The 26,568-nt window shown below is 72.0% G+C and carries 19 protein-coding genes; 9 read left to right on the forward strand and 10 right to left on the reverse strand.

Going from position 1 to position 26,568, the window contains the following annotated elements; translation table 11 throughout:
- Window positions 1–29 precede the first annotated feature (29 nt).
- Window positions 30–1,283 (reverse strand): ROK family transcriptional regulator, encoded by a 1,254-nt coding sequence (locus ACIBCU_RS18270; RefSeq protein ID WP_399232378.1) that lies wholly within the window; start codon window positions 1,281–1,283, stop codon window positions 30–32.
- 414 nt (window positions 1,284–1,697) lie between these two features.
- Here ACIBCU_RS18270 and ACIBCU_RS18275 point away from each other — a divergent pair, with 414 nt between their 5' ends.
- From ACIBCU_RS18275 to ACIBCU_RS18285, 3 genes are all read left to right on the forward strand, one after another.
- The gene (locus ACIBCU_RS18275; protein WP_399232380.1) at window positions 1,698–2,900 is read left to right on the forward strand and encodes a DUF1266 domain-containing protein; all 1,203 of its coding nucleotides are present in this window, start codon (window positions 1,698–1,700) and stop codon (window positions 2,898–2,900) included.
- The gene (locus ACIBCU_RS18280; protein ID WP_399232381.1) at window positions 2,897–4,069 is read left to right on the forward strand and encodes a DUF1266 domain-containing protein; all 1,173 of its coding nucleotides are present in this window, start codon (window positions 2,897–2,899) and stop codon (window positions 4,067–4,069) included. Before ACIBCU_RS18275 ends, ACIBCU_RS18280 begins: the two co-directional genes overlap by 4 nt.
- Window positions 4,070–4,196: 127 nt before the next feature.
- Window positions 4,197–6,611, forward strand: a complete 2,415-nt coding sequence (locus ACIBCU_RS18285) for an endonuclease/exonuclease/phosphatase family protein (RefSeq protein WP_399232383.1) — start codon at window positions 4,197–4,199, stop codon at window positions 6,609–6,611.
- 43 nt (window positions 6,612–6,654) lie between these two features.
- Here ACIBCU_RS18285 and ACIBCU_RS18290 read toward each other — a convergent pair whose 3' ends face one another.
- From ACIBCU_RS18290 to ACIBCU_RS18300, 3 genes are read right to left on the reverse strand one after another with little or no spacing between them, the layout of a single operon-like run.
- Complete coding sequence (locus ACIBCU_RS18290) at window positions 6,655–7,608, reverse strand: alpha/beta fold hydrolase (RefSeq protein ID WP_399232385.1); 954 nt, start codon at window positions 7,606–7,608, stop codon at window positions 6,655–6,657.
- Window positions 7,609–7,626: 18 nt separating this feature from the next.
- The gene (locus tag ACIBCU_RS18295; protein WP_362940739.1) at window positions 7,627–8,901 is read right to left on the reverse strand and encodes a beta-ketoacyl-[acyl-carrier-protein] synthase family protein; all 1,275 of its coding nucleotides are present in this window, start codon (window positions 8,899–8,901) and stop codon (window positions 7,627–7,629) included.
- Complete coding sequence (locus ACIBCU_RS18300; RefSeq protein WP_362940736.1) at window positions 8,898–9,131, reverse strand: acyl carrier protein; 234 nt, start codon at window positions 9,129–9,131, stop codon at window positions 8,898–8,900. Before ACIBCU_RS18300 ends, ACIBCU_RS18295 begins: the two co-directional genes overlap by 4 nt.
- A 154-nt stretch (window positions 9,132–9,285) precedes the next feature.
- On the opposite strand from ACIBCU_RS18300, the gene ACIBCU_RS18305 reads away from it, so the two are divergent.
- The 4 genes from ACIBCU_RS18305 (at window position 9,286) to ACIBCU_RS18320 (ending at window position 12,538) form a co-directional block, all read left to right on the forward strand.
- Window positions 9,286–9,417 carry a hypothetical protein gene (locus ACIBCU_RS18305; RefSeq protein ID WP_362940733.1) on the forward strand — a complete coding sequence of 44 codons (132 nt, stop codon included), beginning with the start codon at window positions 9,286–9,288 and terminating at the stop codon, window positions 9,415–9,417.
- Between the two features lie 76 nt (window positions 9,418–9,493).
- The gene (locus ACIBCU_RS18310) at window positions 9,494–10,225 is read left to right on the forward strand and encodes a nitroreductase family protein (protein ID WP_362940730.1); all 732 of its coding nucleotides are present in this window, start codon (window positions 9,494–9,496) and stop codon (window positions 10,223–10,225) included.
- 215 nt (window positions 10,226–10,440) lie between these two features.
- Complete coding sequence (locus tag ACIBCU_RS18315; RefSeq protein WP_399232389.1) at window positions 10,441–11,985, forward strand: peptidoglycan-binding protein; 1,545 nt, start codon at window positions 10,441–10,443, stop codon at window positions 11,983–11,985.
- Window positions 11,986–12,112: 127 nt separating this feature from the next.
- Entirely contained in the window at window positions 12,113–12,538 is a 426-nt protein-coding gene (locus tag ACIBCU_RS18320; RefSeq protein ID WP_399232391.1) for a DUF3291 domain-containing protein, read from the forward strand.
- A 438-nt stretch (window positions 12,539–12,976) separates the two neighbouring features.
- Here ACIBCU_RS18320 and ACIBCU_RS18325 read toward each other — a convergent pair whose 3' ends face one another.
- The 6 genes from ACIBCU_RS18325 to ACIBCU_RS18350 form a co-directional block, all read right to left on the reverse strand.
- Entirely contained in the window at window positions 12,977–16,630 is a 3,654-nt protein-coding gene (locus tag ACIBCU_RS18325; RefSeq protein WP_399233045.1) for a S8 family serine peptidase, read from the reverse strand.
- A 207-nt stretch (window positions 16,631–16,837) separates the two neighbouring features.
- Entirely contained in the window at window positions 16,838–17,977 is a 1,140-nt protein-coding gene (locus ACIBCU_RS18330; RefSeq protein WP_399232393.1) for an XdhC family protein, read from the reverse strand.
- A 41-nt stretch (window positions 17,978–18,018) separates the two neighbouring features.
- Window positions 18,019–19,476, reverse strand: a complete 1,458-nt coding sequence (locus ACIBCU_RS18335) for an NCS2 family permease (RefSeq protein WP_399232395.1) — start codon at window positions 19,474–19,476, stop codon at window positions 18,019–18,021.
- Window positions 19,477–19,690: 214 nt separating this feature from the next.
- Entirely contained in the window at window positions 19,691–22,108 is a 2,418-nt protein-coding gene (locus ACIBCU_RS18340; protein WP_399232397.1) for a xanthine dehydrogenase family protein molybdopterin-binding subunit, read from the reverse strand.
- Between the two features lie 2 nt (window positions 22,109–22,110).
- Window positions 22,111–22,707, reverse strand: a complete 597-nt coding sequence (locus ACIBCU_RS18345) for a (2Fe-2S)-binding protein (protein WP_362939905.1) — start codon at window positions 22,705–22,707, stop codon at window positions 22,111–22,113.
- Between the two features lie 2 nt (window positions 22,708–22,709).
- Entirely contained in the window at window positions 22,710–23,600 is an 891-nt protein-coding gene (locus ACIBCU_RS18350; RefSeq protein WP_399232399.1) for an FAD binding domain-containing protein, read from the reverse strand.
- A 270-nt stretch (window positions 23,601–23,870) separates the two neighbouring features.
- Here ACIBCU_RS18350 and ACIBCU_RS18355 point away from each other — a divergent pair, with 270 nt between their 5' ends.
- Both ACIBCU_RS18355 and ACIBCU_RS18360 read left to right on the forward strand, forming a co-directional pair.
- Complete coding sequence (locus tag ACIBCU_RS18355) at window positions 23,871–25,586, forward strand: PucR family transcriptional regulator ligand-binding domain-containing protein (RefSeq protein WP_362939902.1); 1,716 nt, start codon at window positions 23,871–23,873, stop codon at window positions 25,584–25,586.
- Window positions 25,587–25,780: 194 nt separating this feature from the next.
- Window positions 25,781–26,566, forward strand: coding sequence for a hypothetical protein (locus ACIBCU_RS18360; RefSeq protein WP_356715381.1), 786 nt, complete (start codon window positions 25,781–25,783; stop codon window positions 26,564–26,566).
- The last annotated feature ends 2 nt before the right edge of the window (window positions 26,567–26,568 follow it).

Here is a 26,568-nt window from a genome sequence, read left to right on the forward strand (position 1 = left end):
TTCTGAATTAAAGCGGGTATCGGCGGAGTTCAGGACACCGCGGGCAGCGCGGGCCACGGACCCAGCGGGTCGGTGTGGAGTGCTCCAAGAGCCACCGCGCCGCCCGCCGTGGCGAGCACCGATCCGGTGAAGCTGCTGGGCACCACGGCCCGTTCGGGGTCGTCGCAGACCGTGGAGCGCATGCCCACCTCCTCGCGGAGGTCGGCGAGGCACTCGGGCAGCCGGTTCGCTCCGGGCTCGACCACCACCAGGCACTCCGGGTCGAACATGTCCAGGAGCAGCGCGGCGGCCCTGCCCACCAGCCGGGCACGGCGGCGGAACAGCGCCACGGCGCGCGGCTCCCCGGCCATGGCATGGTCCAGCAGCTCCTGGAAGGTGCTGACGTGGAGGCTCCGTGCGGCGGCGCGGAGGATCATGGCCCGTTCGGAGACCTCTGACTGCAGGCACCCCGTACGCCCGCAGCTACAGGACTCCGTGTCGCCCGATCCGCCCGGTCCCAGGGGGAGATGGGCCACGCTGCCGGCGCCGGAGCGCGGCCCCCGGTGCAGTTCACCGGCGGTGGCGAAGGCACCGTCGACGACCGCGCCGATGAAGAGCAGCACCGTGCTGCGCCGGGTCGAGACCTCGCCGAACATCTGCTCCGCACGCGCCAACGCCCGTGAGTGGCTGTCCACATGGACCGGGAGGCCGGTGGCGGCGGACAGGATCTCGCGTACGGGAACGGCGCGCCAGCCGAGGTGCGGATGCTCCACGACGACTCCGGCGGCGGGGTCCACCCGGTGCCCGGTGGCGAAGCCCAGCGCGAGCACCTGCCGGCCGCCGGCGTGAGCCGCCGTCAGCGGCGGCAGCCGGGCGGCCAGGTCGTCGAGGATACGGCGCGGGCCGTTGTCGAGGTGCGGTCTGCGGTCCTCGGCGACGACCCGGCCACGCAGGTCCATCAGGGAGACCGTCGAGTGGGCGACCGCGACATGGGTCCCGGCCACCAGGAAGCGGGAGGTGTCGATCTCCAGGGGCACATGAGGGCGTCCCAGTCCGCGCGGTCCGGTCGTCCCGGCGCTCTCCCGGACCAGACCGCGGGAGAGGAGCTGCGCCACGTGGCCCGTCACCGAGGCGGGTGAGAGGCCGGTGAGCCGGGCGACGGTGGAGCGGGCCACCGGGCCGTGGTCGAGGATCGCGCCCAGCACGGACCCCGCGCCGGAGGCACGGCCGGCGTGTCCGGACGGGGGGATCTCGGAGCGGCGCGGGGGCCGGGTTCGGCGGGTGGGCGCAGGCAGACGTGTCACAGGTCTTCCAGGTCCTCGATGGCAACGGGCATGGAGGTGGGCGCCCCGGAACGGGGGCCTCCTGACGGAACCCGGCGGCATCGTGCCGACCGGCGTCCCGCTGAGCCGTGACGGGGCGTCCCGCGCGTGGCCGGGGAGGAGTCGAATCCTCCAGGGGCGCGTGGACTACGGGGTGTTCAGCCCCGGTGACACGCCGCGGAGCACACGCGCTTCAGGTCGACATGACCTCGCGTCGTCAGGTGTGCGGATCGCTGCATGTCACGCAACGTATCCGGAACGCCGTGAGGCGGTCAAACACCTGACCGCATGGTGGACTCCCGCATCGCCCGGCCGACTGCCGTCCTCCGTGCGCGGCCTTACGGATCATCACAGGTCGCCGGGCCGGCCGTCGGACGCGTTCCGTAGAATCCGACCGTGATGACGGGGACAGGGACGACGGGGACGCCGGCGCCAGGAACCACAGCGCCCGCGGCGGGCTGGGCGCCGCCGACGGAGACGGAACGACTGCTCCACGAGACCGCGGCGGCCGGCGACCGGGGCGCGCTGCCGGCCGCGCTGTCCCGGAGCAGGCTGTTCGTACGCGTCGCCAGGCTGCACGCGGACACGCCCGGCTTCACTCCCCCGCTCCCCACGCAGCCCGACCCCTCGGCGCCGGGCCGTACGTGTGTCGCGGTGCTGACGTCCGGCATGCTGCCTCCCTGGCACCCCGACTGGGTGTTCGAGGCGACCGCTCTCGACGATCTCGCGCGCCGCTGGCCGAACGGCGTGCGGTGGCTGGTGGTCAATCCGGGCACGCCGTACGCCGTCACTCTGGAGGCCGGGCCGGGACGTCGCCGGGCGTGGCTGAAGGCCCACGCGCGGTCCGGCGGGCCCCAGGCCGGCCGGCTGCTGACCCATCGGGCCGGTCCGCTGCACGGGCCGGTCGCGCACGGTCTGGCCCTCGGCGCCCATCTCGCCGTGCACAACGGTCTGGTCTGGAACGACCTGGGCGCCGCCTACGAGGGGTACGGGACGGATCGCGCCCGGCTCCGCAGTCCCTGGAGGGTGCTGGACCGCGCCGGCTACCACGGGACACTCGAAGCACTGCTGGCCACCCAGCTCGTCGGCCGTACGTACGAGTCGGTGCTCGGGATGCGTCGCGCCCTCGCCGGGCGGCTGGGGCGCACCCCCACCGTCCCGGAGTGGTCCGCCGCGCTCACCGACGCGCTGGCACGCCGCCGGTCCACCCCGTCGGAGTCGGCCGAGGCCCATGAGGCACTGCGGCTGGCCGTCACGTACGAGGACCGGTTCCGGGCGGACGGCGCTCTCGGCCCCGGCGAACGGGTCGACACGCTGGCCGCCTTCGACTACGGGCGGGCGGTCAACGTCGTACGGCTCGCACTGGGCGCCCGCCTCTGCGATCCGCACGAGGCCGAGCAGGCCGTGCTGCGGATCGGTGCACTGGCCAGGCAGGCCTACGGCTCCTGGGCGCAGTTCTCCCTCGGCTACTCGCTGACCCGCGTGATGCACTTCGACGAGGACGATCCGTCCGGGGTGAAGTACGAGCAGTCACTCGCCCAGCACCGCGTCCTGACCCAGGACCCCGACAGCCCCTACCGGAACATCGCCTGGTCATGAATCAACTGCCCCCCTACCCCGGCCAGGGCGCCCCCTGGGCCCCGCCGTCCGTGACGGAGCACCTCCTCCACGAGGCGGGAGCACGCGGTGACGCGGAGGGCCAGCTCCGCGTGCTGGCGGGCGAGGAGCTGTTCATCGCCGCGCCGAGGGCCGAAGTCGACGCGGCTCCCGACATGGTCACGTGGCGCTCGCACCGGGACGAGGCCGGACGGAGCTGCCGGCCGGTGCTCACCCGGGGGATGCTGCCGCCGTGGCACCCGGAGTGGGTGTTCCACGCCGTCTCCCTCAAGTGGATCGCCGAGTTCGGCTGGCGGGACCCGAAGCAGTTGCTGGCCGTCAATCCGGGTACACCGGCGGGGATACTCTTCCCGGCCACACCCCCGCACCGCGCGATGTGGCTGCGCTACCACGCGGAGAACGAGCGCTCCCGGACCGACCGGCTGATCGCGCTGCGCCACGGGGCGCTCCACGGCCCACTGGCCTACGGGCTGGCCTGCGGGGCACATCTGGCGGTCGGCAACGGCGTGCCCTGGAACGAGGTCGGCACCGTCTACCACGAGTACACGTGCGAGCGGGAACTGCTCCGCGACTCCTGGGGCATCACCGAACCGACGGGCTGGCGCAAGCAGTTGGACATCCTGCTGGACGCGCACAACAGTCCGCCCGAACCCGACTTCGTACTGCGGGTGCGTGAACAGCTCGCGGCCGGGCTCGGTGAGCAGCCCTCCGCGGAGCTGTGGCGGGAGACGGCCGCCGGGCACGCCCAGGACATCGGGGTCGGCCACGACACGGTCAGCGACATCGAGGCGCTGGTACGGCGCATCCTCAGATACGAGGCCAGGTTCCGCGCCGACGGGCTGCTGCCGCCGGACGGCCGGGTCAGCACGACGGTCGCCTACGACTACGGTCGCGCCGTGAACCTGGCCCGGTGGGGGCTGTCCGCCCGTTTCTGCTTCCCTCCCGAGGCGGAACAGGCCGTCGTGTACGCCGGTGCGCTGAGCAAGTCGGCCTACCGGTCCTGGGAGGACTTCTCCGCGGGGTACGCGCTGGGCCGTGTCCTGCGGTTCGACGGTGAGGACTACGGCGATTACTACACGAGCAATGTCACGGCGCACCGTCTGCTGACGGAGAGCGAGGGCAGCCCGTGGCGGAACATCCCCTGGCGCTGAACCGGCACCGCGGCACCGGACGGTACAAACGGCGGTAATGACGCCCGGAATTAACCTCCGGTCTCTTGCCACGGCCGTTCTACGCGCATAGTTTTTGGCCCTCACTACACAACTGGGGGCAGTTCCCGTGCACATAGCCAGACCCGGCTCCGCCCTGCTGGCCGCCGCCGTCGCCGTGACCCTGTCGGTGACCGCGCTGCCCGCCGCCTTCGCGGCACCCTCGCCGTCGGCCGTCATCTCCGAGGTGTACGGCGGCGGGGGCAACTCCGGCGCGACGCTCACCCGTGACTACATCGAGCTGGCCAACGCCGGCGGGACCTCCTTCGCGCTGTCCGGCTTCAGCGTCCAGTACCTCCCGGGGACGCCCTCCGCCGGATCGCTGTGGCAGGTCTCCGCACTGTCCGGCGCCGTCGCACCCGGCGGCCGCTACCTCGTCGCGCAGGCCGCGGGCACCGGTGGCACGGTGGCCCTGCCCGCCCCCGACGCGACCGGCACGACTCCGATGTCCGCGGCCAGCGGCACCGTCGCGCTCGTCTCCGGCACCACCCCGCTGACCTGCAGGACCGCGGCGGACTGCGCCGCCGACACCCGGATCGTCGACCTCGTCGGCTACGGCTCCGCGGTCGTGCGCGAGGGCGGCGGCCCGGCGGCGGGTGCCTCCGCGACCGCCTCCGTGGCGCGCGGCACGTCCCTCGCGGACACCGACGACAACGCGGCCGACCTGACCGCCGGCGCCCCGACGCCGGTCAACGCGGCCGGCGAGACCTCCGGCGGCTCCGGACCGGGCGAGCCCGGCGGACCGACCGAGCCCGGCACGGTGCGGGTGCACGACATCCAGGGCACGACCCGTCTCTCCCCGCTCGCCGGGCAGCCGGTCTCCGGCGTCCCGGGCGTCGTCACCGGCGTACGGACCACGGGCTCCCGCGGCTTCTGGATCCAGGACACGGCACCGGACGACGACTCCCGTACGAGCGAGGGCCTGTTCGTCTACACCGGATCCTCGGCCCCCGCCGTCGCCGTCGGCGACTCGGTGCTGGTCAGCGGCAAGGTCGCGGAGTACTACCCGGCCACCGGCGCCCAGTCGCTCACCCAGATCACCGCCCCGCTGACCACGGTCCTGTCCTCGGGCAACCCCCTGCCGGAGGCGGTCGTCCTCGACGCCTCCTCGGTGCCGGACGCCTATGTGCCGACGGCCGGCGGCGGTTCGATCGAGGCCCTCGCCCTCGACCCGGCGGCCTACGCCCTGGACCTGTACGAGTCGCTCGAGGGCGCCCGCGTCACGATGGCGGACACCCGGGTGACCGGCGCGACGACCGCGTACGACGAGGTCTGGGTGACGGTGAAGCCGCAGGAGAACCCCACCCGGCGCGGCGGCACGCTGTACGCCTCGTACGAGGACCAGAACACCGGCCGCCTCAAGGTGATGTCGCTGGACGCCGGGCGGCCCGTCCCGGTCGCGGACGTGGGCGACGTGCTGTCCGGTTCCACCACGGGTGTCGTCGACTACGCGTCGTACGGCGGCTACAACGTGCAGGCCACCGAGCTGGGCTCGCTGAAGGACAACGGCCTGGAGCGCGAGGTGACGCGCAAGCAGAAGCGCAAGGAGCTCGCCGTCGCCACGTACAACGTGGAGAACCTCGACGCGGCCGACGAGCAGGCCAAGTTCGACACGCTCGCCCAGGGCGTGGCGGTCAGCCTCTCGTCCCCGGACATCGTGTCGCTGGAGGAGATCCAGGACGACAACGGTGCGGTGAACGACGGCACCGTGGGCTCCGAGGCGACGCTGAAGCGCTTCACGGACGCGATCGTCGCGGCGGGCGGCCCGCGCTACGCGTGGCGCTATGTGGCGCCCGCCGACGGCCGGGACGGCGGCGAGCCCGGTGGCAACATCCGTAACGTCTTCCTCTTCAACCCCGACCGGGTCGATTTCGTGGACCGCCCGGGCGGCGACGCGACCACCGCCGTGAAGGCGGTGAAGACGAAGAAGGGCGCCACGCTCTCGGTCTCGCCCGGCCGGATCAACCCGACGAGCACGGCCTGGGACAGCAGCCGCAAGCCGCTGGTGGGCGAGTTCCGCTTCCGTGGCGAGCCGGTCTTCGTCATCGCCAACCACTTCGCGTCGAAGGGCGGCGACCAGTCCCTGCACGGCCGTTACCAGGAGCCGGTGCGCAGCTCGGAGACGCAGCGCGTGCGGCAGGCGGCGGAGGTCAACACCTTCGTCACCTCACTGCTGAAGGCGGACACGTCGGCGAGGGTCGTCACGCTCGGCGACCTGAACGACTTCGCCTTCTCCCCCACGATGAAGGCGCTGACCGGTGGCGAGGTACTCAAGCCGCTCATCACGACGCTGCCTGCGGGCGAGCAGTACAGCTACGTCTACGACGGCAACTCGCAGACGCTAGACCACATCCTGACCAGCCCGGCGATCCGCCGCTTCGACTACGACGTGGTGCACATCAACGCGGAGTTCGCCGACCAGGCGAGCGACCACGACCCGCAGATCGTGCGGATCGACGTGAAGGGCCAGGGTCACCGGCACTGACCCACCCCGGTGGCGGCCCCGTGCGGGCCGCCACCACGGGGGCTCACCGCGATGCGTACGAACCGGCCTCCGGAGGAGGTACGGGTGCGGATTCCGGCGGTACGGCCTCGCCGGCCCGTGCCTGGTGCGGGAGCCGGGCCGTCGCCGGTTCGAGCGGCTGGTCCGTGAAGAACCGGGTCACCAGGGCGGCGACCTCGTCGGACCGCTCCAGCACGACCCAGTGGTCGGATTCCGGGAGGGTGAGGAAGCGGCTCCCCTCGATGGTCCCGGCGAACTCCCGCTGGAGCTCGGGCGAGGTCACCGTGTCGTGCTCCCCGGCGAAGACCAGGGCCGGCACGCCCGACAGTCCGCCGGAGAAGTCCGGCCGGTCCCCCAGCGCCCGTCGCAACGAGTCGGCGGCGTGCTCCGGGTGGGCGAGCGCGTGCAGGAAGGAGCGCCGCACATAGCGCCGGGCCAGCTCCCTGCGGTGCACGGGGCGCTCCGGGTCCAGGCACATCAGCCCGTCGGCGGCCAGCGTCGCGAAGCCCTCCGCGTCCCCTTCGGCCAGGGCCTGCGTCGCCCGCCGCCAGTGGATCCGCCGGTCCTCACCGATGTGGGTGGGGACGCCGCCGAGGACCAGCCGGGCGATGCGCCCCGGATCGTGCCGCGCGCAGCCGAAGGCGATGGCGGCGCCGTAGGAGAAGCCGAAGAGGTTGATCCGGGAGGCGCCAAGATCGTCGATGATCCCGGTGACCGCGGCGCGCAGGACCGGGGCGCTGGGGCCGGGCGGCAGGGGGTCGGCGGAGCCCATGCCCGGCAGGTCGGCCGTCACCACGTCGGCCACCGGGCCCAGATGGTCGTCCATCTGCGGCCAGCCGAACATGCCCTGCAGCGCCCCGCCGATCACGAGGACCGGTTCGGTGACATGGGCTCCGCCCGCTGCCGGATCACGGGGCAGGAGGCGATAGCCGTAACGCAGTCCGTCCACGGTGAGGGACCGGATGATCTCCTCGGGCATGGTGCTCCTCGCTTCCCGTCAGGCCCTGGTGAGCACGAGCGCCGCGTTGTGACCGCCGAAGCCGAGCGAGGTCTTGACGGCGCACTCGAACACGGCACGCCGGGCCTCCTTGCTCACCACCTCGACGGGGATCGCCGGGTCGGGGGCGTCGAGGTTGCCGGTCGGCGGGACGAGCTGGTGCTGGAGCGCCAGCACGGTCAGCGCGGTCTCGATGCCGCCCGCGGCTCCCAGGGTGTGCCCGGTCATGGCCTTCGTCGAGGTGACGAGGGGATGCTCGCCGAGTACGCGGCGCAGCATGGTCGCCTCGATGAGGTCGTTGGCGACGGTCGACGTCCCGTGGGCGTTGACATGGCCGACGTCGAGGGCGTCGATGCCTGCGTCGGCGAGGGCGGTGCGCAGGGCCCGCTCGATGCCGAGGCCGTCGGGGTCGGGGGCGACGGCGGAGTGGGCGTCGCTGGAGGCCCCGTAACCGGCGACACGGGCGCGGACGGTGGCGCCCCGGGCCCGTGCGTGCTCCGGGTGCTCCATCACGAGGAGGCCGGCGCCCTCGCCGACGACGAAGCCGTCGCGGTGCGTGTCGAAGGGGCGGCAGGCGGCCTGGGGGTCGTCCCGGCGTGTGGAGACGGCCCGCATCTGGCAGGCGCTGGCGATCAGGAGCCGGGAGCGGACCGATTCTGCGCCGCCCGCGACGACGATGTCGCAGGCGCCGGTGCGGAGCATCTGGTGGGCCGTGCCGATGGCCACGGTGCCGGAGGAGCAGGCCGTGGAGACGGCCTGGCTCGGGCCGTGCACACCCAGGTCCATGGCGACGCTGCTGGCGGCGCCGTTGACGACGCTCAGCGGGGCGAGCTTCGGGGAGACACGGCGCGCGCCGCGCTCGGTGAGGGTGGTGTGCTGCTCGTCGTAGAAGGACAGGCCGCCGTGGGCGGAGCCGATGACGACGGCGACCCGTCCGCTGTCCCAGACCGAGGGGTCGAGCCCCGCGTCGGCGACGGCCTCACGGGCGGCGACGACGGCGAGCTGCGAGAAGCGGTCCATCAGCCGCTGCGCGGCCACGCCCAGTGCGGCCCTCGTGTCCAGGGCGTCGACGGTGTACATGAAGTCGCAGGGCAGCCCGTCGAGTTCCGGCAGGTGCGGTACGGAGGGGGCGACCGCCGTGTCGCACACGCCGCGCCAGGCCTCCTCGACACCCACCCCGACGGCGGTGACCAGGCCGACGCCGGTGACGGCGGCGCTGAACGGCTCGATGCCCGGCCGGGCGGACCTGCGTGCGAACGGCCCCCGGCCCGTCACGCGCCGGCCTTGGTGCGCACGGCCGCGACCAGACTTCCCACGGTGTCGCGCGACGACAGGACGACGTCCTCCAGATCGATGTCCATCCGGTCCTCGATGAGGAGCCGGAGCTCCTCCAGGGCGAGCGAGTCCAGCCTCAGCTGCCTGAGCGGCACCTCGGGCCGGATGGCATCCGGATCGGTCCCGAACCTGGTGACGAGCAAGGCGCTGATCTCTTCCGAGGTGCTCATGGGACGCTCCTCCGCTCTCGGTACGCGGTGACGCCGGCCGCGTGGGGGGTGAGATGGCCATCGGGGACGCCGGCTGCTCGGAGGGACCCTTTATACGCCTTCGCGGCCGCTGTTCCCGACCCCGTTCCCCCGTGAGGAGGGGGGACGACCAGGTGTGCGATTCCGGCGCGCCGCGGCGGCGGGTGACACGATGGGCACCACTCCGGCGGAGGTCTTCCCCCGGTACGCCGAGTACCGGGCGAAGACCTCCCGCGACATTCCCGTGGTCCGCCTCCGACGGCGCTGACCTGCGCGGGCCCGGGGAGGACGGGGCGTCCAACGGGGCTGCCCGTGCCGGGCCTTGAGCCGTACACTCCGCGATCATGACCTTCGAAACGGTGTACGCCGACGCACCCGCCCCCGACGGGCCCGCCCTCTTCCCGACCATGTCCACCATGCGCGCCATGCGCCGTCTCAAGCCGGACGCCGTCCCGGACGAGACGATCGACCAGCTCATACAGGCCGCCGTCTGGGGGCCGAGCGGCGGCAACATGCAGTGTTACGAGTACGTGGTCGTCACCGACCGCGCGGTGATGGCCGAGCTGGCCCCGCTCTGGAAGCGGTGTGTGGACGCCTACCTCGCGACGACCGGCAAGCACGCGCCGAAGGGCATGGACGCCGCGGCGTACGGCCGGATGGTGGCGGCGATCGAGCACCAGCGCGACCACTTCGCGGACACCCCGGCGCTGATCATCCCCTGCTACAAGTTCCCGGAGCCGGAGTTCGACGAGGAGGGCCTGGGGGTCTACGCCGAGTCGCTCGGCCCGGCGGGTCTCGAGCACATGGGGAACACGCAGACGCGCTTCCAGGCGCTCGCGGAGGGCTCCTGCGTCTATCCGGGTGTCCAGAACATCCTGCTCGCGGCGCGGGCGCTGGGGCTCGCGGCCAACCTCACCATCTGGCATCTGATGCTGGAGCAGGAGTGGAAGAAGGCCCTCGGGATCCCGTCGGACACGCACACCTTCGCCGCCATTCCGGTGGGGTGGCCCCAGGGCAACTTCGGGCCGGTCCGCCGCCGCCCGGTGGCCGACGTCATCCACCGGAACCGCTGGTAACGACACCCGCGCGCCGTCACCCGCCGTGGGGGGGTGACGGCCCACCGGACGTCCCTCCGTGGACGCCTCAACTCCATTGGAGTGAACGGAATTTGGACACACGGAGGTGTCATTGTCATGCCCTGGGCAGATGGATAGCCTGTGCGGACTCAGCGGCCCTCGGCCCACCCCTACGGGACCGGCGGCCCCCTCTCCCCCACAGACCTGGAGCAGGTATGCCCCCACGTCCCGCCGGCCACACCCGTGGCCGCGCAGCCGTTCTGGCCTCTCTCACCGTCACCGCACTCGTCGCCACGGGCCACCCGGCGGGCGCCGCTCCCACGGACACGGACCCGATGAACCGGGCCTTCGCGCAGGCCGCCGAGGAGTACGGCGTACCGCGTGACCTGCTCGCCGCCGTCGGCTACGGCGAGACGCATCTGAACGGGCACTCCGGGCGCCCCAGCCAGGACAACGGCTACGGCGTCATGCACCTCGTGAGCAACCCCGTCAACCACTCCCTGGAGCAGGCCGCCGCGCTGACGGGCGAGTCCACGGCCGAGCTGCGCAAGGACACCGGGGTCAACATCCTGGGCGGCGCGGCCGTGCTGCGGAGCCACGCCGACGCGCTCGGCCTGGACACGGCCGAACGGGCGGACATCGACGCCTGGTACCCGGCCGTGGCCCGCTACAGCGGCACCGACGGCGCCGTCGCCGCGCTCTACGCGGACACCGTCTACACCTTCCTCGCCCAGGGTCTGCGGGCCGCCGTGGCCGGGGGCGAACTGGTCACGGTCACCTCCCGCCCCGTCTCCCCCGAGAAGGGCCCCCTCGCGAAGGCCGACGTCACGGCCAAGAGCCCGGACTACCCCGCGGCGCTCTGGGTCGCCGCGAACTCCGCCAACTTCGCGGCGGGCCGCACGGCCACGGTGGACAAGGTCGTCATCCACGTCACGCAGGGCTCGTACGCCGGGACCATCAGCTGGTTCCAGAACGCGACGTCGAAGGTCAGCTCGCACTACGTGGTCCGCTCCTCGGACGGCCAGATCACCCAGATGGTGCGCGACTCGGACACCGCGTACCACGCCAAGAGCGCCAACGCCTCGTCCCTCGGCATCGAGCACGAGGGGTTCGTCGACGACCCGTCGTGGTTCACCGACACGATGTACCGCTCCTCGGCCGCGCTGACGACGTACCTGTGCGACCGGTACGGCATCCCCAAGGACCGGTCGCACATCATCGGGCACAGCGAGGCCCCCGGCAACGACCACACCGACCCGGGCGCCAACTGGAACTGGACCTACTACATGCAGCTCGTCGGCGGCTCCGGCAGCGGGGCCGACGGGCTGAGCTTCCCGTCGTACACGACCCAGAAGACGGGTTCGACGGGCACCCAGGTCAAGGCCGTCCAGACACTGCTCAACGGGCAGGGTTACGACGCGGGCACCGAGGACGGCATCTTCGGGGCGAAGACGGAGAGCGCCGTGCGGTTGTTCCAGACCGCCCGCGGCCTCGACTCCGACGGCGCGGTCGGCCCGAAGACCTGGACCGCGCTGCTCTCGGCCGGCACGACGCCGACACTCGTCACGGGCGCCTCGGGCGAGGCGGTGAAGCGGCTCCAGCGGGCACTGACCGCCGCGCTGGGCAGAACCGTGGCAGTCGACGGGACCTTCGGCACGGACACGGACAGGGCCGTCCGCGACTACCAGAGCACACGGAAGCTGTCGGTGGACGGCAGCGTCGGCCCCGACACCTGGAAGGCACTGCAGTCCGGAAGCTGATCCCCGCCGTACGGGACCCCCGCCGCGCCGGACGTCCGGTAGGGGCATTCCAGTGGCGTTGGAGAGTGTCACTCTCTAACATAGAAAGCAGACAGCACCACTATCTATATCGAAGGTGAGTAGTGCGATGCCGACTCTGCCGTGGGTCACCCCCCAGCCGCCTCCGTCCGAAGGCGCGACCGTGGTCATGGCCTCGCGCTTCGAGGTCCGTTCCCTGCTCGATGTGCCGCGTTTCTTCCTGAAGTCGATGGCCGCCTGGAAGCAGGTCCGGTCCGCGCCGGGCGCCTTCGGCGCCTCGCTCGTCGCCCAGCCGGCGAAGCGGGTGTTCTTCACGCTCTCGGCCTGGGAGAGCCGCGACGCGCTCTACGCCTTCGCCAGGACGGAGCCGCACCGCGGCATCATGACCGCTCTCAAGCCCACGATGCGCTCCTCCACGTTCACCTTCTGGGAGGCGCCGGTCGGACAGCTGCCGATCACGTGGGACGAGGCGAAGCGGCGCATCGAGGAACAGCGGGAGACGGACGCCGCCGCCGTGGGAGACGCGGCGCCCTGACGCCGTCCGGGTGCGCTCCGGAGCGCACCCGGACGGCACGGGTGCGCCTTCCCGCACACCGCCCCCGCGGGTGAACCCGGGCTCTGTCGGCACCCGGCCGACAGTCCCGGAGGGCGGTCGGACATGGCTCGTACGCAGTCGAGATGCGGGGCACTCACCCAGAAGGGCACGCGCTGCCGACGGCTGGCGATGAAGGGTGCCTCCCGGTGCGACCGGCACCGGGGTGACTGGTCGAACTACACCGTTTCGCGGCGCAAGGGGCGGTAGACCGCGGTGTGGCACCTGCTGGCACGCTTCGGCCGGTGAGGCCGGCCGGGCCGGCGGCCACACCCATGCCCCGGGTGACATCAGGAGTACGCGGAGAAGAGGTGGGCCCGCATCCCGCACAGGGATGCGGAACCACCTCCCCCAGGTGTGCCGGCAGGTGTCGTCAGAGGGTCACTTCAGGCCGAAGGCCTTGATGATCTCCTGGTCGACGGCCAGGCCGCCGGGGCCCTCGGCGTGCGCCTTGAGCGAGACGGAGCCAGCGTGCTTCGGCGTCCCGAACTTCGCTGTCCACTCGCCCGACGACCCCTTGCGCAGCTCCACCTTGCTCCAGGTGGCGCCCTCGTCGTAGCTGACCGACAGCGAGGCCTTCGTCGCCTTCACGGCGCCGTCCAGCCACGCTTGGGTACCGGATGCCAGGCCGACCTCGACCTGCTTGCCGGCCTCGACGTCGCCCGCGAGGTCCGTGTCCACGTCGTAGTCGAGCTGGAGCAGCGGGATGTCCGCCCGCTCCGTTCCCTCGGGCAGGGCGCCGGAGACGAACTCCCACGCGGTGTGGGTACGCGTCGAGGTCTTCCAGACGGCCTCGTCCCGCACCGAGTCGATGACCAGGCGGTAGGGAAGCGGTTCGGCCGACAGGTCCCAGGCGTAACCGGCCCGGCCCGCGCCCTTTCTGATCAGGGTGTCCCCCTGGTAGAAGGCGTAGGACGTGGTGTCGTACTCGTCCGCGGGCATCGCGCCGGAGTGGCCCTCGCCCGCGTCGGTCCACGGGGTGATGTTGAACTGGACGTCGTTGTACGAGGTGCGGAAGGGCCCCCAGTAGCCGGTGCCGAGGCGGGGTCCGGTCACCGGGGCGAACCAGTCGGCGCGGTAGGTCCCGCCCGCCGTGTAGTCCAGCTCGGCGCTGCGCATCTCCAGCGCCCGGTCGGACGCTTCGGCGTTCAGCACCGAGTGGTTCTCGTACCAGAAGGAGTCACCGGGCAGCGGGTTGACCCACTCCGTACGGGTCCCGGGGAACTTCTCGTACTCCTCGAATCCGAGGCCCGGCCCGTAGTCCGGGATGTCGTAGCGGTAGCCGCCGCCGAGCGTCGCCTTGTGGCCGTAGAAGGTGTTCTCCACCTTCGCGAGCTGACGGGCCGACGGGGTGAAGGCCAGCGAGCGGTCCGGGACCGTGCCGTCGTGACGGTCCACCAGGTCGTAGATGTAGGAAGCGAACTTCCGCTGGTCGACGGAGAGCTTCTTGCCGCGCTGGGCCGCCTTGATCAGCGTCTCGCCCGCGATCTTCTGCACCGAGGCGACCGGGATGGTGGTCTCCTCGCCGTACGGCACATAGCTCTCCAGCGCGACTCCACGGCCGTCGTTGACGACGAAGAGCGCCTTCGCGCCCGCCGCGAGTGCGTTGGCCAGCCGCTCGGCCGGCGGGACGGCGTCACTGCGGGTGACGACGACGGCCTTGCCCTTGACGCTGCGGCCCTTGTAGTCGGCCACGGCCCCGTCGCCGGCGTAGGCACCGGTGAGCTTCTGCTCGCTGTCCTCGGCGACGACCGAGCCGTTCTGCACCGTGACGGGGACGTCGTGGCCGTCGGCCGTCAGGTCGAGCAGCTCCTCGCCCTGGCGCCAGCGGGTGAGGAAGCTGAAGCTGCCCTGGGTGACCTTCTTCGTCGGGCTGACCCACAGCTGGTCGTAGGTCAGCGGGATCTGGAAGGCGTCACGCTGGACAACGCCGTCGGGCGAGGTGCGTGCCATGTCGTACCGCAGCTGCCGCTTCTCGGTCTCCTTCGGGGTGCGCACGCTGACCTTGCGGGCCTTGGACGCGTCGAGGGTGACGGTCGTGGCCTTGTCGAGGATCGTCTCGGGTGCGGCGAGGAAGGCGACTGCCTTCGAGTCGGCGCGGTCCCCGTCGATGTCTGCGGAGGTCCAGGCGGTGTAGTTGCCCGGGGGCAGCCGCAGTGTGGTCTCACCGGAGACCTGGACGAGACCGAGCTGCGGGTCGCCGAGCTCGGCGAGAACCACGATGCCGTCCATCGGCCCGCCCGCACGGTCGCGCAGCCGGAGCGTCAGGTCGTAGAGCTCCTGTTCCTTGTTCAGGGCGAAGCCGGTGTGTGCGACGGTCGTGCCGGCCGCGTCCCGGGCGATGACCTGGCCGGAGAACTGCGTGTCGTTCGGGACCGCGGAGGGGTCCAGCGACAGCACCACGTCGGCGGTGGAGCCCGCCGGGACGGTCAGCGTGGACGCGGAGAGCGTGTACGCCTTGGAGTCCGTGTCCGTGTCCGTGGCCAGGTTCAGGGTGACGTCGTCCGCCCCGGTGTTCCGGTAGGTGATCGTGCGCTCTGCGACGGGGTCGGAGGCGGCGTGCGGCCAGTCGTACGACGCGACCTCGACGGAGCCGGTGGCCTCGATGGTCGTGTCGATCGCCGCCTTCACGTCCAGGCGGCCGGTGCCCTGCTCGTACGGCGTGTGGCCGGGCAGCTCCTTGGAGGAGCTCATCAGCGCGTCCTTGACGCGCTCGCCGGACCACTCCGGGTGACGCTGCTTCAGGATGGCCGCCGCTCCGGCGACGTGCGGGGTGGCCATCGACGTACCGTCCATCGACTGGTACATGCCCTCGATGCCTGGCACCGACTGGGAGGCGGCGGCGTTGATGCCGACGCCGGGCGCGGAGAGGTCCGGCTTCAGGCCGTAGGAGCGGACGAGCGGGCCCATGGAGGAGAACTCGGCGCGGTTGTCGCTCTTGTCGACGGCGGCGACGGTGAGCGCGCTCGCCGCGGAACCGGGCGACCCGATGGTGCCCGCGCCGTAGGCGTTGCCCGCGGCGATCACGAACAGCGGGCCGCCGTCGGCGGACAGCGCGTCGACGGCCTGTGCCATCGGGTCGGTGCCGTCGTCGGGGATGCTGGATCCGAGGCTCATGGAGACGACGTCGGCGCCTTCGGCCTCGGCCCACTCCATGGCCTCGATGATGCCGGAGTCCGCGCCGGATCCCTCGTCGCTCAGGACCTTGCCGACGATCAGGTCGGCGCCCGGGGCGACGCCCTTGTTGACGCCGTCCGACGCCGCGCCCGAACCGGCGATGGTGGAGGCGACGTGCGTGCCGTGGCCGTTCCTGTCGACGACCTCCTCACCGGGGATGAAGCTCCTGGACTGCGTGACGCGGTCCTTGACGTCCGGGTGCGTCGCGTCGATACCGGTGTCGAGGACGGCGACCGTGGTGCCCTTGCCGTCGTACCCGGCGGCCCAGGCCTGCGGGGCGTTGACCTGCGGCACGGAGTCCTTGAGCGCCGCCTCGACCTTGCCGTCGAGCCACAGCTTGGCGATGCCGTTGTCCAGCGAACGACTTTTCTGCGTACGGGAGATGTCGCTCCAGAAGGCGCGGGCGTCGTCCTTGTCGGTCTTCAGCGCCGCACCGTTCACCGACTCGAGGCGGCGGACCGTCTCACTGCCGCGCGGGGCGGCGGGCAGCGAACGCGCCGTGCTCGCGGGGTAGGTGGCGATCAGCGGGATGCCGCCGGACCGCGCGTCGTCGTAGCCCATCTCGACCAGCGTCGAGATGTTGAACAGCCGCCGGTCCAGCTTGTCGGCGGCGATGAGGGCGCTCGCCTCGTCGGGGATGACGAAGATGTCCTCCCCGGCCTGCTGCACATGCACGCCGCCCTGCGCACCGTCGGGGCGGTCGACGGTGACGGTGTCCTGGCCGCCCGCGCCGTCCGTGTAGTGGACGACGTCACCGGTGACCAGCGTGATGTCGTAGTCGCGGGCCTCGGATCCTTGACGGTTTTCGGCGGTCGACGGCTTCGGGGCGGCGGTGGCGGAACCCGCTGCGGGAAGCATGACGCCGCTCACCAGGGCGACCGAGGTCGCTATGAGCAGAGCCCTGCGTCCCGCGCGAGCGGGTCTCGCCCGGCCGGAAACGGAGGAGGGGGAAAATGTCATGCAGCTGATCTACCGGTAAATCCGGGGCTGCGGACGGCTTCTCTCCTGGCGTGAAACCGCCGTGGCGGCAACCCGCCCGCCGTGATCAGCTGGCGATGGTCCGGATCAGGCCACCGAGACCAGCGGGGTGCCGCTCTCGTGGTGGATGGGGGTGTGGGCGCCCTTCAGCGGCAGGCCACTGCCGCCGCGCCGCGCCGCGACGATCTCGGCGGCGACGGACAGGGCCGTCTCCTCCGGGGTACGGGCTCCGAGGTCCAGCCCGATCGGCGAGTGGAGCGCGGCCAGTCGGCGCTCGCTGACGCCGGCCTCGCGCAGCCGCTCGTTGCGCTCCAGGTGGGTGCGGCGCGAGCCCATCGCGCCGACGTAGGCGACCGGCAGCCGCAACGCCAGTTCCAGCAACGGGATGTCGAACTTGGCGTCGTGCGTGAGGACGCAGAGCACCGTGCGCGCGTCCACCTCGGTCGTGGCGAGATAGCGGTGCGGCCAGTCGACGACGATCTCGTCGGCGTCCGGGAAGCGGGCGGCCGTGGCGAAGACGGGGCGGGCGTCGCAGACGGTGACGCGGTACCCGAGGAAACGCCCGGCCCGCACCAGGGCGGCGGCGAAGTCGATGGCCCCGAAGACGATCATCCGGGGTGGCGGGACGCTCGATTCGACGAGCAGGGTGACCGGGCTGCCGCAGCGGGAACCCTCGGCGCCGATGACGATCTCTCCCGTACGGCCCGCGTCGAGCATCGCGCGGGCCTCTGCACCGGCCGTACGGTCCAGCTCGGGATGTCCGCCGAGCCCGCCCTCGCGGGTGCCGTCGGGGTGGACGAGCAGGGGGCGGCCGAGGAGCTCGTCCGGCCCTTCGGTGACGCGGGCGACCGCGGCCGCCCGGCCTTCCGCCGCGGCGGCGACCGCGGCGGCGAACACCGGGCGCGCGGGGTCGTCCGCGCGCACCGGTGTCACCAGGATGTCGATGACGCCGCCGCAGGTCAGGCCGACCGCGAAGGCGTCGTCGTCGCTGTAGCCGAAGCGCTCGCGCACGGTGGTGCCGTCCTCGAGCGCCTGCCGGCACAGCTCGTACACCGCGCCCTCCACACACCCGCCGGAGACCGATCCGATGGCGGTGCCGTCGCTGTCCACGGCGAGGGAGGCGCCCGGCTGCCGGGGCGCGCTGCCGCCGACGGCCACCACGGTGGCCACGGCGAACGCGCGTCCCTGCCCGACCCACCGGTGGAGCTCCTCGGCGATGTCCAGCATGGCGTGTCTCCTTCTGACTGAGGTGAGGGGCGCGGCGGGGGTCAGCTGACGCCCAGCCAGCTCTCGATGGGGTGGAGGGCGAAGTACACGATGAAGACCAGCGTCAGGACCCACATGAAGACGCCGACCTCACGGGCGCTGCCCTGGGCGAGCTTGATGGCGGAGTACGAGATGACACCCGCGGCGACACCGGTGGTGATGGTGTACGTGAACGGCATGAGGACCACGGTGAGGAAGACCGGTACGGCCACCGAGCGGTCCGCCCAGTCCACGTGCCGGGCGTTCTGCATCATCATGGCGCCGATGACGACCAGGGCGGCGGACGCCACCTCGGCCGGCACGATCGCCGTGAGCGGGGTGAAGAAGAGGCAGGCGGCGAAGAAGATCCCGGTGACGACGGAGGCGAGCCCGGTGCGGGCACCCTCGCCGACGCCGGTCGCCGACTCGACGAACACGGTCTGGCCGGAGCCGCCGGCGACACCGCCGATCGCACCGCCCGCGCCGTCGATGAACAGAGCCTTCGAAAGGCCCGGCATCCGGCCCTTGTCGTCGGCGAGCTTCGCCTCCGTGCCGACGCCGATGATGGTGGCCATCGCGTCGAAGAAACCGGCCAGCACGAGGGTGAACACGATCATGCCGACCGTCATCACACCGACGTCGCCCCAGCCGCCGAACTCGACGTTCCCGAAGAGCGAGAAGTCCGGTGAGGAGACCGCGCTGCCGCTCAGCTCGGGCGGGCCGCTGCTCCACGCCTTGGGGTCGATGTCTCCGACGGCGTTGACGACGATCGCGGCCAGGGTACCGACGACGATGCCGATCAGGATCGCCCCGGGCACGTTGCGCGCCTGCAGCATGAAGATCAGGAGCAGGGTCACGGCGAAGACGAGGACCGGCCAGCCGGCGAGTTCGCCCGCCGGGCCGAGGGAGAGGGGCGTCGCCGTCCCCTTGTGGACGAATCCGGCCTTGAAGAGGCCGATGAGGGCGATGAAGAGCCCGATGCCGATGGTGATGCCGTGCTTCAGCGCGAGCGGGATGGCATTCATGATCATCTCGCGGAGGCCGGTGACGACCAGGAGGCAGATCACCAGCCCGTAGATCACGCACATGCCCATGGCCTGCGGCCAGGTCATGGCCGGTGCGACCTGCGAGGCGAGCACCCCGGAGACGCTCAGTCCCGCCGCGAGCGCGAGGGGCACCTTGCCGACGAAGCCCATCAGCAGGGTGGTGGCCGCCGCCGCGAGCGCGGTGGCGGTGATCAGCCCGGACTGGCCGAGGAGCTGGCCGTCGACGTCCTTGCCGCCCAGGATGAGCGGATTGAGCAGGAGGATGTACGCCATGGCCATGAAGGTCGTGACACCGCCGCGCACCTCGCGCGCGACGGTCGATCCCCGTTCGGATATGTGGAAGTACCGGTCGAGCCAGGACCGTCCGGCGGGGACACGCGAGCCGGGGCCCGCGTCCTCCGCGCTCGTCCTGGGTTCCACGGACTGCTGGGTCATGTTGCCTGACTCCCAAGGTTCACAGGGGCACCCGCGTGGAGCTCTGGAGACTGCGGGGTTTGGGATGACTGCGAGGCGCACGACCCGGGGGACGGCCCGAGACGAACTCTTCGTGCAGATGGAGCGGTTGTGCGATGGCTCCGGACGGTGCGCGGCGCGGGGAAGTGTGACGTTCACGGCAGGCACGCACCGCCCGGAGGGTCTTGAGGAGCCGTCAGCTGCCGGTGATGTGCTCGGGGCGCACCGGCGTCCTGTTCAGCTCCAGGCCCGTCGCGTTCCGGATCGCCGCGAGGACGGCCGGGGTGGACGAGAGGGTCGGGGCCTCGCCGATGCCACGCAGCCCGTACGGGGCGTGGTCGTCGGCGAGTTCGAGCACGTCGACCGGGATGGTCGGGGTGTCGAGGATGGTGGGGATCAGATAGTCGGTGAAGGAGGGATTGCGCACCTTCGCCGTCTTCGGGTCGACGATGATCTCCTCCATGACGGCGACACCCAGCCCTTGGGTGGTGCCGCCCTGGATCTGGCCGACGACCGACAGCGGGTTGAGCGCCTTGCCGACGTCCTGGGCGCACGCGAGCTCGATGACCTTGACCAGGCCGAGTTCGGTGTCGACCTCCACGACCGCGCGGTGCGCGGCGAAGGAGTACTGGACATGGCCGTTGCCCTGTCCGGTGCGCAGGTCGAAGGGTTCGGTGGGCCTGTGGCGCCACTCCAGCTCGACGTCGACCGCCTCGTCCTCCAGCACGTCGGCCAGCGAGGCGAGCACCTCGCCGCCGTCGGTGACGACCTTGCCGCCTTCGAGGAGGAGTTCGGCGGTGGCCCAGGCGGGGTGGTACGTGCCGAACTTGCGGCGGCCGATCTCCAGGACCTGTTCCCGGACGGCCTCGCAGGAGTTCTTCACGGCGCCACCGGTGACGTACGTCTGCCGTGAGGCGGAGGTGGAGCCGGCCGAGCCGACCTGGGTGTCCGCCGGGTGGATGGTCACCTGGTTGACGCCCAGTTCGGTACGGGCGATCTGGGCGTGGACGGTGACCCCGCCCTGCCCGACCTCGGCCATCGCGGTGTGCACGGTGGCGACCGGTTCGCCGTTGATGACCTCCATCCGCACCCGGGCGGTGGAGTAGTCGTCGAAGCCCTCGGAGAAGCCGACGTTCTTCAGCCCGACGGCGTAACCGACACCCCGCACCACGCCTTCGCCGTGGGTCGTGTTGGACAGCCCGCCGGGCAGGGCGCGTACGTCGACGGAGCTGCCCTCCGCGTCGGCCGAGAGCCACTGCTGCTCGGGCGGCAGGGGCCTCGCCTTGACGCGGCGGAGCAGTTCGGCGACCGGAGCCGGCGAGTCGACGCGCTGGCCGGTGGGAAGCAGGGTGCCCTGCTCCATGGCGTTCAGCTGGCGCAGCTCGACCGGGTCCATGTCCAGGGCGGCGGCGAGCTTGTCCATCTGCGCCTCGTAGGCGAAGCACGCCTGGACCGCGCCGAAGCCGCGCATGGCGCCGCAGGGCGGGTTGTTGGAGTAGAGGGCGATCGCCTCGATGTCGACGTCCTCGACGGCGTACGGTCCGACCGCGAGCGAGGAGGCGTTGCCGACGACGGCCGGGGACGCGGAGGCGTAGGCGCCGCCGTCCAGCACGATCCGGCACTTCATGTGGGTGAGCTTGCCGTCCTTGGTGGCCCCGTGCTCGTAGTGGAGCTTCGCGGGGTGCCGGTGGACATGGCCGAAGAAGGACTCGAAGCGGTTGTAGACCATCTTGACGGGCTTGCCGGTGCGCAGCGCCAGCAGGCAGGCGTGGATCTGCATCGACAGGTCCTCGCGTCCGCCGAAGGCGCCGCCGACGCCGGAGAGCGTCATGCGGACCTTCTCCTCGGGGAGGCCGAGGACGGGGGCGATCTGCTTGAGGTCGGAGTGCAGCCACTGGGTGGCGACGTACAGCTCGACGCCGCCGTCCTCGGACGGCACGGCGAGGCCGGACTCCGGGCCGAGGAATGCCTGGTCCTGCATGCCGAAGACGTAGTCGCCGGTGACGATCACGTCGGCCCGCGCGGCGGCCGCGGCCGCGTCACCGCGGACGACGGGCTGGCGGTGGACGATGTTGGGGTGCGGGACGTGCCCGATGTGGTGGTCGTCGCGGCCCTCGTGGACCAGGATCGCGTCGGGGGCCGTCGCGGACGCCTCATCCGTGATCACAGGAAGTTCGGCGTAGTCGATCTTGATCTTGGCGGCGGCGCGGCGCGCGGTCTCGGGGTGGTCGGCGGCGACGAGGGCCACGGGTTCGCCGTGGTGGCGGACCTTGCCGTGGGCGAGCACGGGGGTGTCCTGGATCTCCAGCCCGTAGTTCTTCATCGCCGCGGGCAGGTCGTCGTAGGTCAGGACGGCGTACACGCCGGGGGTGGCGACGGCCTCGCCGATGTCGATGGAGCGGATCTCGGCGTGCGCGACGGTGGAGCGGAGCGTGTGGCCCCACAGCATGTCCTCGTGCCACATGTCGGAGGAGTACGCGAACTCACCGGTGACCTTGAGCGTGCCGTCGGGGCGCAGGGTGGACTCGCCGATGCCACCCCGGGTCTCGGAGCCCTGGGTGATCCTGGTGGGGGTGCCGGCCGGTACGGACGCGGCTCGTGGGTGCGGCGTCATGGCTATCGGACCGCCTCTTCCTGACGGGCGGCCGCGAGGCGGACCGCGTCGAGGATCGTCTCGTAACCGGTGCATCGGCAGAGGTTCCCGGAGAGCGCCTCGCGGATGTCCTGGTCGGACGGGGAGGGCTGCTTCTCGAGCAGCTCGTCGGCGGCGACCAGCAGGCCGGGCGTGCAGAAGCCGCACTGCACGGCGCCCGCGTCAATGAACGCCTGCTGGATCGGGGCGAGTTCGGCCCCCTCGGCGCTCAGCGCGGCGGTGGGCCTTGCCTGCCACCGCTGGGCGGCGTCGAGCGAGGTGCCGCAGCTGCCGGCGGCGCAGCCGGTGCCGGGGTGGGCGTCGTCGCGGTGCCTCGCGTAGTCCGCCAGGCCCTCGACGGTGACGACCTCGCGGCCCTCTGCCTGGCCTGCGGCGACGAGACAGGAACAGACCGGCACACCGTCGAGGCGCACCGTGCAGGAGCCGCACTCGCCCTGCTCGCAGGCGTTCTTGGAGCCGGGGAGGCCCATGCGCTCGCGCAGGACGTACAGGAGGGACTCGCCCTCCCAGACGTCGTCGGCTTCCTGCTTCCGGCCGTTGACCGTGAAATTCACTCGCATGGTTAAGCAGCTCCTTCGAGGGTGCGTCCCGCTCCGCGGTACTGCTCCCAGGTCCAGCCCAGCGTGCGGCGGGCCATGATGCCGACGGCGTGCCTGCGGTAGGCGGCGGTGCCCCGTACGTCGTCGATGGGGTTGCAGGCCCCGGCGGCGAGCTGGGCGAACTGCTTGGCCACGGAAGGGGTGATGATCTTTCCGCTCTCCCAGAACCCGCCCTCCTCCAGCACGGCGTTCAGGAACGCCTCCGCCTCCTTCGCCCGGACCGGGGTCGGGGCGGCGGAGCCGATGCCGGTGCGCACGGTCCGGGTCTCCGGGTGGAGCGCGAGGCCGAAGGCGCAGACGGCGATGACCATCGCGTTGCGGGTGCCGACCTTGGAGTACTGCTGCGGGCCGTCGGCCTTCTTGATGTGGACGGCCCGGATCAGTTCGTCCGGGGCGAGGGCGTTGCGCTTGACACCGGTGTAGAAGTCGTCGATCGGGATCATCCGCGTCCCCCGTACGGACGCGGCTTCGACATCGGCTCCTGCGGCGAGCAGCGCCGGGTGGGCGTCGCCGGCGGGCGAGGCGGTGCCCAGGTTGCCGCCGACACCGCCCCGGTTGCGGATCTGCGGCGAGGCGACGGTGTGCGAGGCGAGGGCGAGACCGGGCAGCTCGGCGCGCAGGTGGTCCATGACGGCGCTGTACGGCACGGAGGCGCCGAGGCGTACGGCGTCAGGGCCCACCTGCCACTCGGACAGCTCACCGATGCGGTTGAGGTCCATGAGGTACTCGGGCCGCCGGTGGTCGAAGTTGATCTCGACCATCACGTCGGTTCCACCCGCGATGGGCACAGCCGTCGGGTGCTCGGCCTTGGCGGCGAGCGCCTCCTCCCAGCTGGCGGGGCGAAGGAAGTCCATGAGTGGCTCTCTTCTTCTCAATCGGGTCGTTCGGCTGGGCTGGGGACGGCCGGCCCTGGATGGGTCGTTCATGTGTTGTTCTCGCGGTGTGTGGCCCAGTACACAAGCCTTGCTCCACTCGGTGCAGTCACCGAAACCATGAAGGAATTGGCTGGTCCCCGTCCCGGTCTTGTAGATTCGAACGAATGGCGGGTATCGGTAACCTCACCGCAATTCACAGGTGACCTCCGCCCTCCCCCGCACCAACGAAGAGATCGGCGGCAATCGACGATGCGGCTGCGCGCACTGCTGGACACCGAGGTGCTGGGCCTGCGGCTGCTCGGCGGCGAGGACGAGCTGGACCGTTCGGTCCGGGGCGTCATGACGACCGACCTGCGCGACCCCAGCCGCTATCTCTCCGGCGGTGAGCTGGTCCTCACGGGTCTGGCGTGGCGCCGGGACGCGTCGGACACGGAACCGTTCGTACGGATCCTGGCGAACGCGGGCGTGGCCGGCCTGGCCGCGGGCGAGGCGGAGCTCGGGGCCGTCCCCGACGATCTGGTCGAGGCGTGTCTGCGGCACCGGCTCCCGCTCTTCGCGGTCGACGAGACCGTTGCGTTCGCCACGATCACCGAGCACGTGGTGCGCCAGGTCTCCGGAGAGCGTGCCGGTGACCTCGCCGCGGTCGTCGACCGCCACCGCAGGCTCATGACCTCGGGTCCCGCGGGCGGCGGCCCCGAGGTGGTCCTCGACCTGCTCACCTCCGACCTGGACCTGCGCGCCTGGGTCCTGTCCCCGACGGGCCGGCAGATCGCCGGGGCCGGTGAGCCCCTGCCCCCACGCGTGGGCGCGGAGCTGGCGGGCCGGCATCTGGCGGCGACCCGCACCGGACGCCCGGGGCCGCACCGCGCCGAGGTGGACGGCACCGCCTACTCGCTGTTCCCGATCCGGAACACCGGCCGGGGAGCCCTGCCCGCCCCGTCCCGCGATGTGCGCGAGTCCGTGCTCTCGGACTGGCTGCTGGCCGTGGCGGCGGACGCCGGCGACTGGCCTGCGGCCCGCCTGGACCTGCTCCAGGGTGTCACCCAGCTGATCGCCGTCGAACGGGACCGCCGCGACGCCGCCCGAGCGGTACGCCGCAGGCTCGCCCAGGAGGTCCTGGAGCTGGTCCAGACGGGCGCCGCCCCGGCCGAGATCGCGGCCAGGCTGCGGGTGGCCGCCCCGGTCCTGCTGCCGGGCCTCGGCACAGCGCCGCACTGGCAGGTCGTGGTGGCCCGGGTCGAGTGGTCGGCCGAGGGTACGGAGCCGGCGGGCGGCCAGGCCGCGCAGGCCCTGCTGGAGGAGATCCTGGTCGACCCGGCGGTGACGGGCCCCGACTCGACGGACCGGATCGCCGTGGCGCAGACCGGTGAGGAGGCCATCGCCCTCGTACCGCTGACGGCGCTCCCCCCGTCGGGGGCCGACGGGTCCGACGCGTCCGGGGACTCCGAGGATCCGGAGCGGCACGGCACCGCCCTCCACGCCGACACCCTGCTCGACACCGTCCGCGCGCCGCTCTCGGCCGGCCTCGCGGACGACGGGCGCCTGACACTGGGTGTCAGCGCCGCCGTGCATTCCGCAGAGGGGCTGCGCGGAGCGCTGGAGGAGGCCCGGCACGCCCGCCGGGTCGCCGCGGCCCGGCCGGGGCCGGTCTGCGCGGCGGGCCACCACGAGCTCGCCTCCCACGTCCTGCTGCTGCCCTTCGTCCCGGACGACGTGCGCCGCGCCTTCACCGCCCGGCTCCTCGACCCGCTGCGCGACTACGACCGGCGGCACCGCGCGGAGCTGATCGAGACGCTGGAGGCCTTCCTGGACTGCGACGGGTCCTGGACCCGCTGCGCGGCCCGGCTGCACCTGCACGTCAACACACTGCGCTATCGCGTCGGACGTATCGAGCAGTTGACGGGACGTGACCTTTCGCGCCTGGAGGACAAGCTCGACTTCTTCCTCGCCCTGCGTATGAGCTGACTTCGAGGGCGTAACACCGCCCTCCCGGGCTCCAGGTGATTGTGAAATCTTTCACCTGACATTGATCCCACCCCTTGGCCCGGCGTGCCATTCCGTGCTGAGATGCGCGCAGACCCTGGCCGACCCCGGCGCTCGCCGGCCGGCCTCCACAGCTCGATGGCGCGCTCGGGGAGGGCAATGTGGCGCATACCGCCATGTCTGGTTCCGGAACGACCGCAGATGACGATCCGCCGCTCCAGACCGCGGTATGGCGGCTGCGTTCACGAGCCTGCTGGACGGACGCGGCCGCGCTGCTCGAACCCCGGGCGGCCACCGACCCCGCGGCAGCCCTCCAGCGGACCTCGCTGCTGACGGAGCGGTGCCTCTACACCGGCGTCGGATGGACGGACGCCGAGGACGCGCTGCGCACCGCGGAGGCGCTCGCCCAGGACGACTCCGAGCGCGGGGCGGCCGCCTGCGAGCGCGGCTATCTCGCCTACGCCTCGACCCTGCTGGGGGCACGCGACCGGGCCGACGAGGCCAGCGTGGCGCTCAGCAGAGCCGCCGCCCTGCTCTCCCCCTCGGCCGCCGGCCGCCCCCTGCTGGACTTCCGCCGGGGCCTGATCGCCCAGAACATCGCCGATTCACCCCAGTCCGCCCGCGCCGCCTACCGCAGGGCGCACGCCGGTGCCACGGCCCGGGGCGACGAACTCCTGCTCTCCTTCACCTGGCGGCATCTCGCCTCGCTCGCCCTGGGCGAGGGGGAGCTGGCGGAGGCGCGGCACGGCTTCGCGGAGTCGCTGCGGATAAGGGAGGAGCTGGGCTATCTCGTGGGCACGGCTCCGGCGCTCATCTCCCTCGCGGACGCCGAGCCGGAACCCGAGGCGGCGGCCCGGCTGCGCGCCGAGGCGGGCCGGCTGTTCCGGCTGCTCGGCGGCGTACCGACCTGGCTCGCGCCCCGGCTGGAGCCGCCGTCCCCGGAGACCGTCGAGGCGAACTGAGC

The organism is Streptomyces sp. NPDC051064, assembly GCF_044455985.1.
In the GTDB taxonomy this organism is placed as follows: domain Bacteria; phylum Actinomycetota; class Actinomycetes; order Streptomycetales; family Streptomycetaceae; genus Streptomyces.

What these genes read in the sequence shown, in the direction of transcription:
- ACIBCU_RS18350 (WP_399232399.1), bottom strand. Translation starts at nt 23,600, where the DNA reads ATGGACTTCCTTCGCCCCGCCAGCTGGGAGGAGGCGCTCGCCGCCAAG.
- ACIBCU_RS18345 (WP_362939905.1), bottom strand. Translation starts at nt 22,707, where the DNA reads ATGCGAGTGAATTTCACGGTCAACGGCCGGAAGCAGGAAGCCGACGAC.
- ACIBCU_RS18320 (WP_399232391.1), top strand. Translation starts at nt 12,113, where the DNA reads ATGCCGACTCTGCCGTGGGTCACCCCCCAGCCGCCTCCGTCCGAAGGC.
- ACIBCU_RS18335 (WP_399232395.1), bottom strand. Translation starts at nt 19,476, where the DNA reads ATGACCCAGCAGTCCGTGGAACCCAGGACGAGCGCGGAGGACGCGGGC.
- ACIBCU_RS18290 (WP_399232385.1), bottom strand. Translation starts at nt 7,608, where the DNA reads ATGCCCGAGGAGATCATCCGGTCCCTCACCGTGGACGGACTGCGTTAC.
- ACIBCU_RS18325 (WP_399233045.1), bottom strand. Translation starts at nt 16,630, where the DNA reads ATGCTTCCCGCAGCGGGTTCCGCCACCGCCGCCCCGAAGCCGTCGACC.
- ACIBCU_RS18300 (WP_362940736.1), bottom strand. Translation starts at nt 9,131, where the DNA reads ATGAGCACCTCGGAAGAGATCAGCGCCTTGCTCGTCACCAGGTTCGGG.
- ACIBCU_RS18355 (WP_362939902.1), top strand. Translation starts at nt 23,871, where the DNA reads ATGCGGCTGCGCGCACTGCTGGACACCGAGGTGCTGGGCCTGCGGCTG.
- ACIBCU_RS18315 (WP_399232389.1), top strand. Translation starts at nt 10,441, where the DNA reads ATGCCCCCACGTCCCGCCGGCCACACCCGTGGCCGCGCAGCCGTTCTG.
- ACIBCU_RS18280 (WP_399232381.1), top strand. Translation starts at nt 2,897, where the DNA reads ATGAATCAACTGCCCCCCTACCCCGGCCAGGGCGCCCCCTGGGCCCCG.
- ACIBCU_RS18330 (WP_399232393.1), bottom strand. Translation starts at nt 17,977, where the DNA reads ATGCTGGACATCGCCGAGGAGCTCCACCGGTGGGTCGGGCAGGGACGC.
- ACIBCU_RS18340 (WP_399232397.1), bottom strand. Translation starts at nt 22,108, where the DNA reads ATGACGCCGCACCCACGAGCCGCGTCCGTACCGGCCGGCACCCCCACC.
- ACIBCU_RS18310 (WP_362940730.1), top strand. Translation starts at nt 9,494, where the DNA reads ATGACCTTCGAAACGGTGTACGCCGACGCACCCGCCCCCGACGGGCCC.
- ACIBCU_RS18360 (WP_356715381.1), top strand. Translation starts at nt 25,781, where the DNA reads ATGTCTGGTTCCGGAACGACCGCAGATGACGATCCGCCGCTCCAGACC.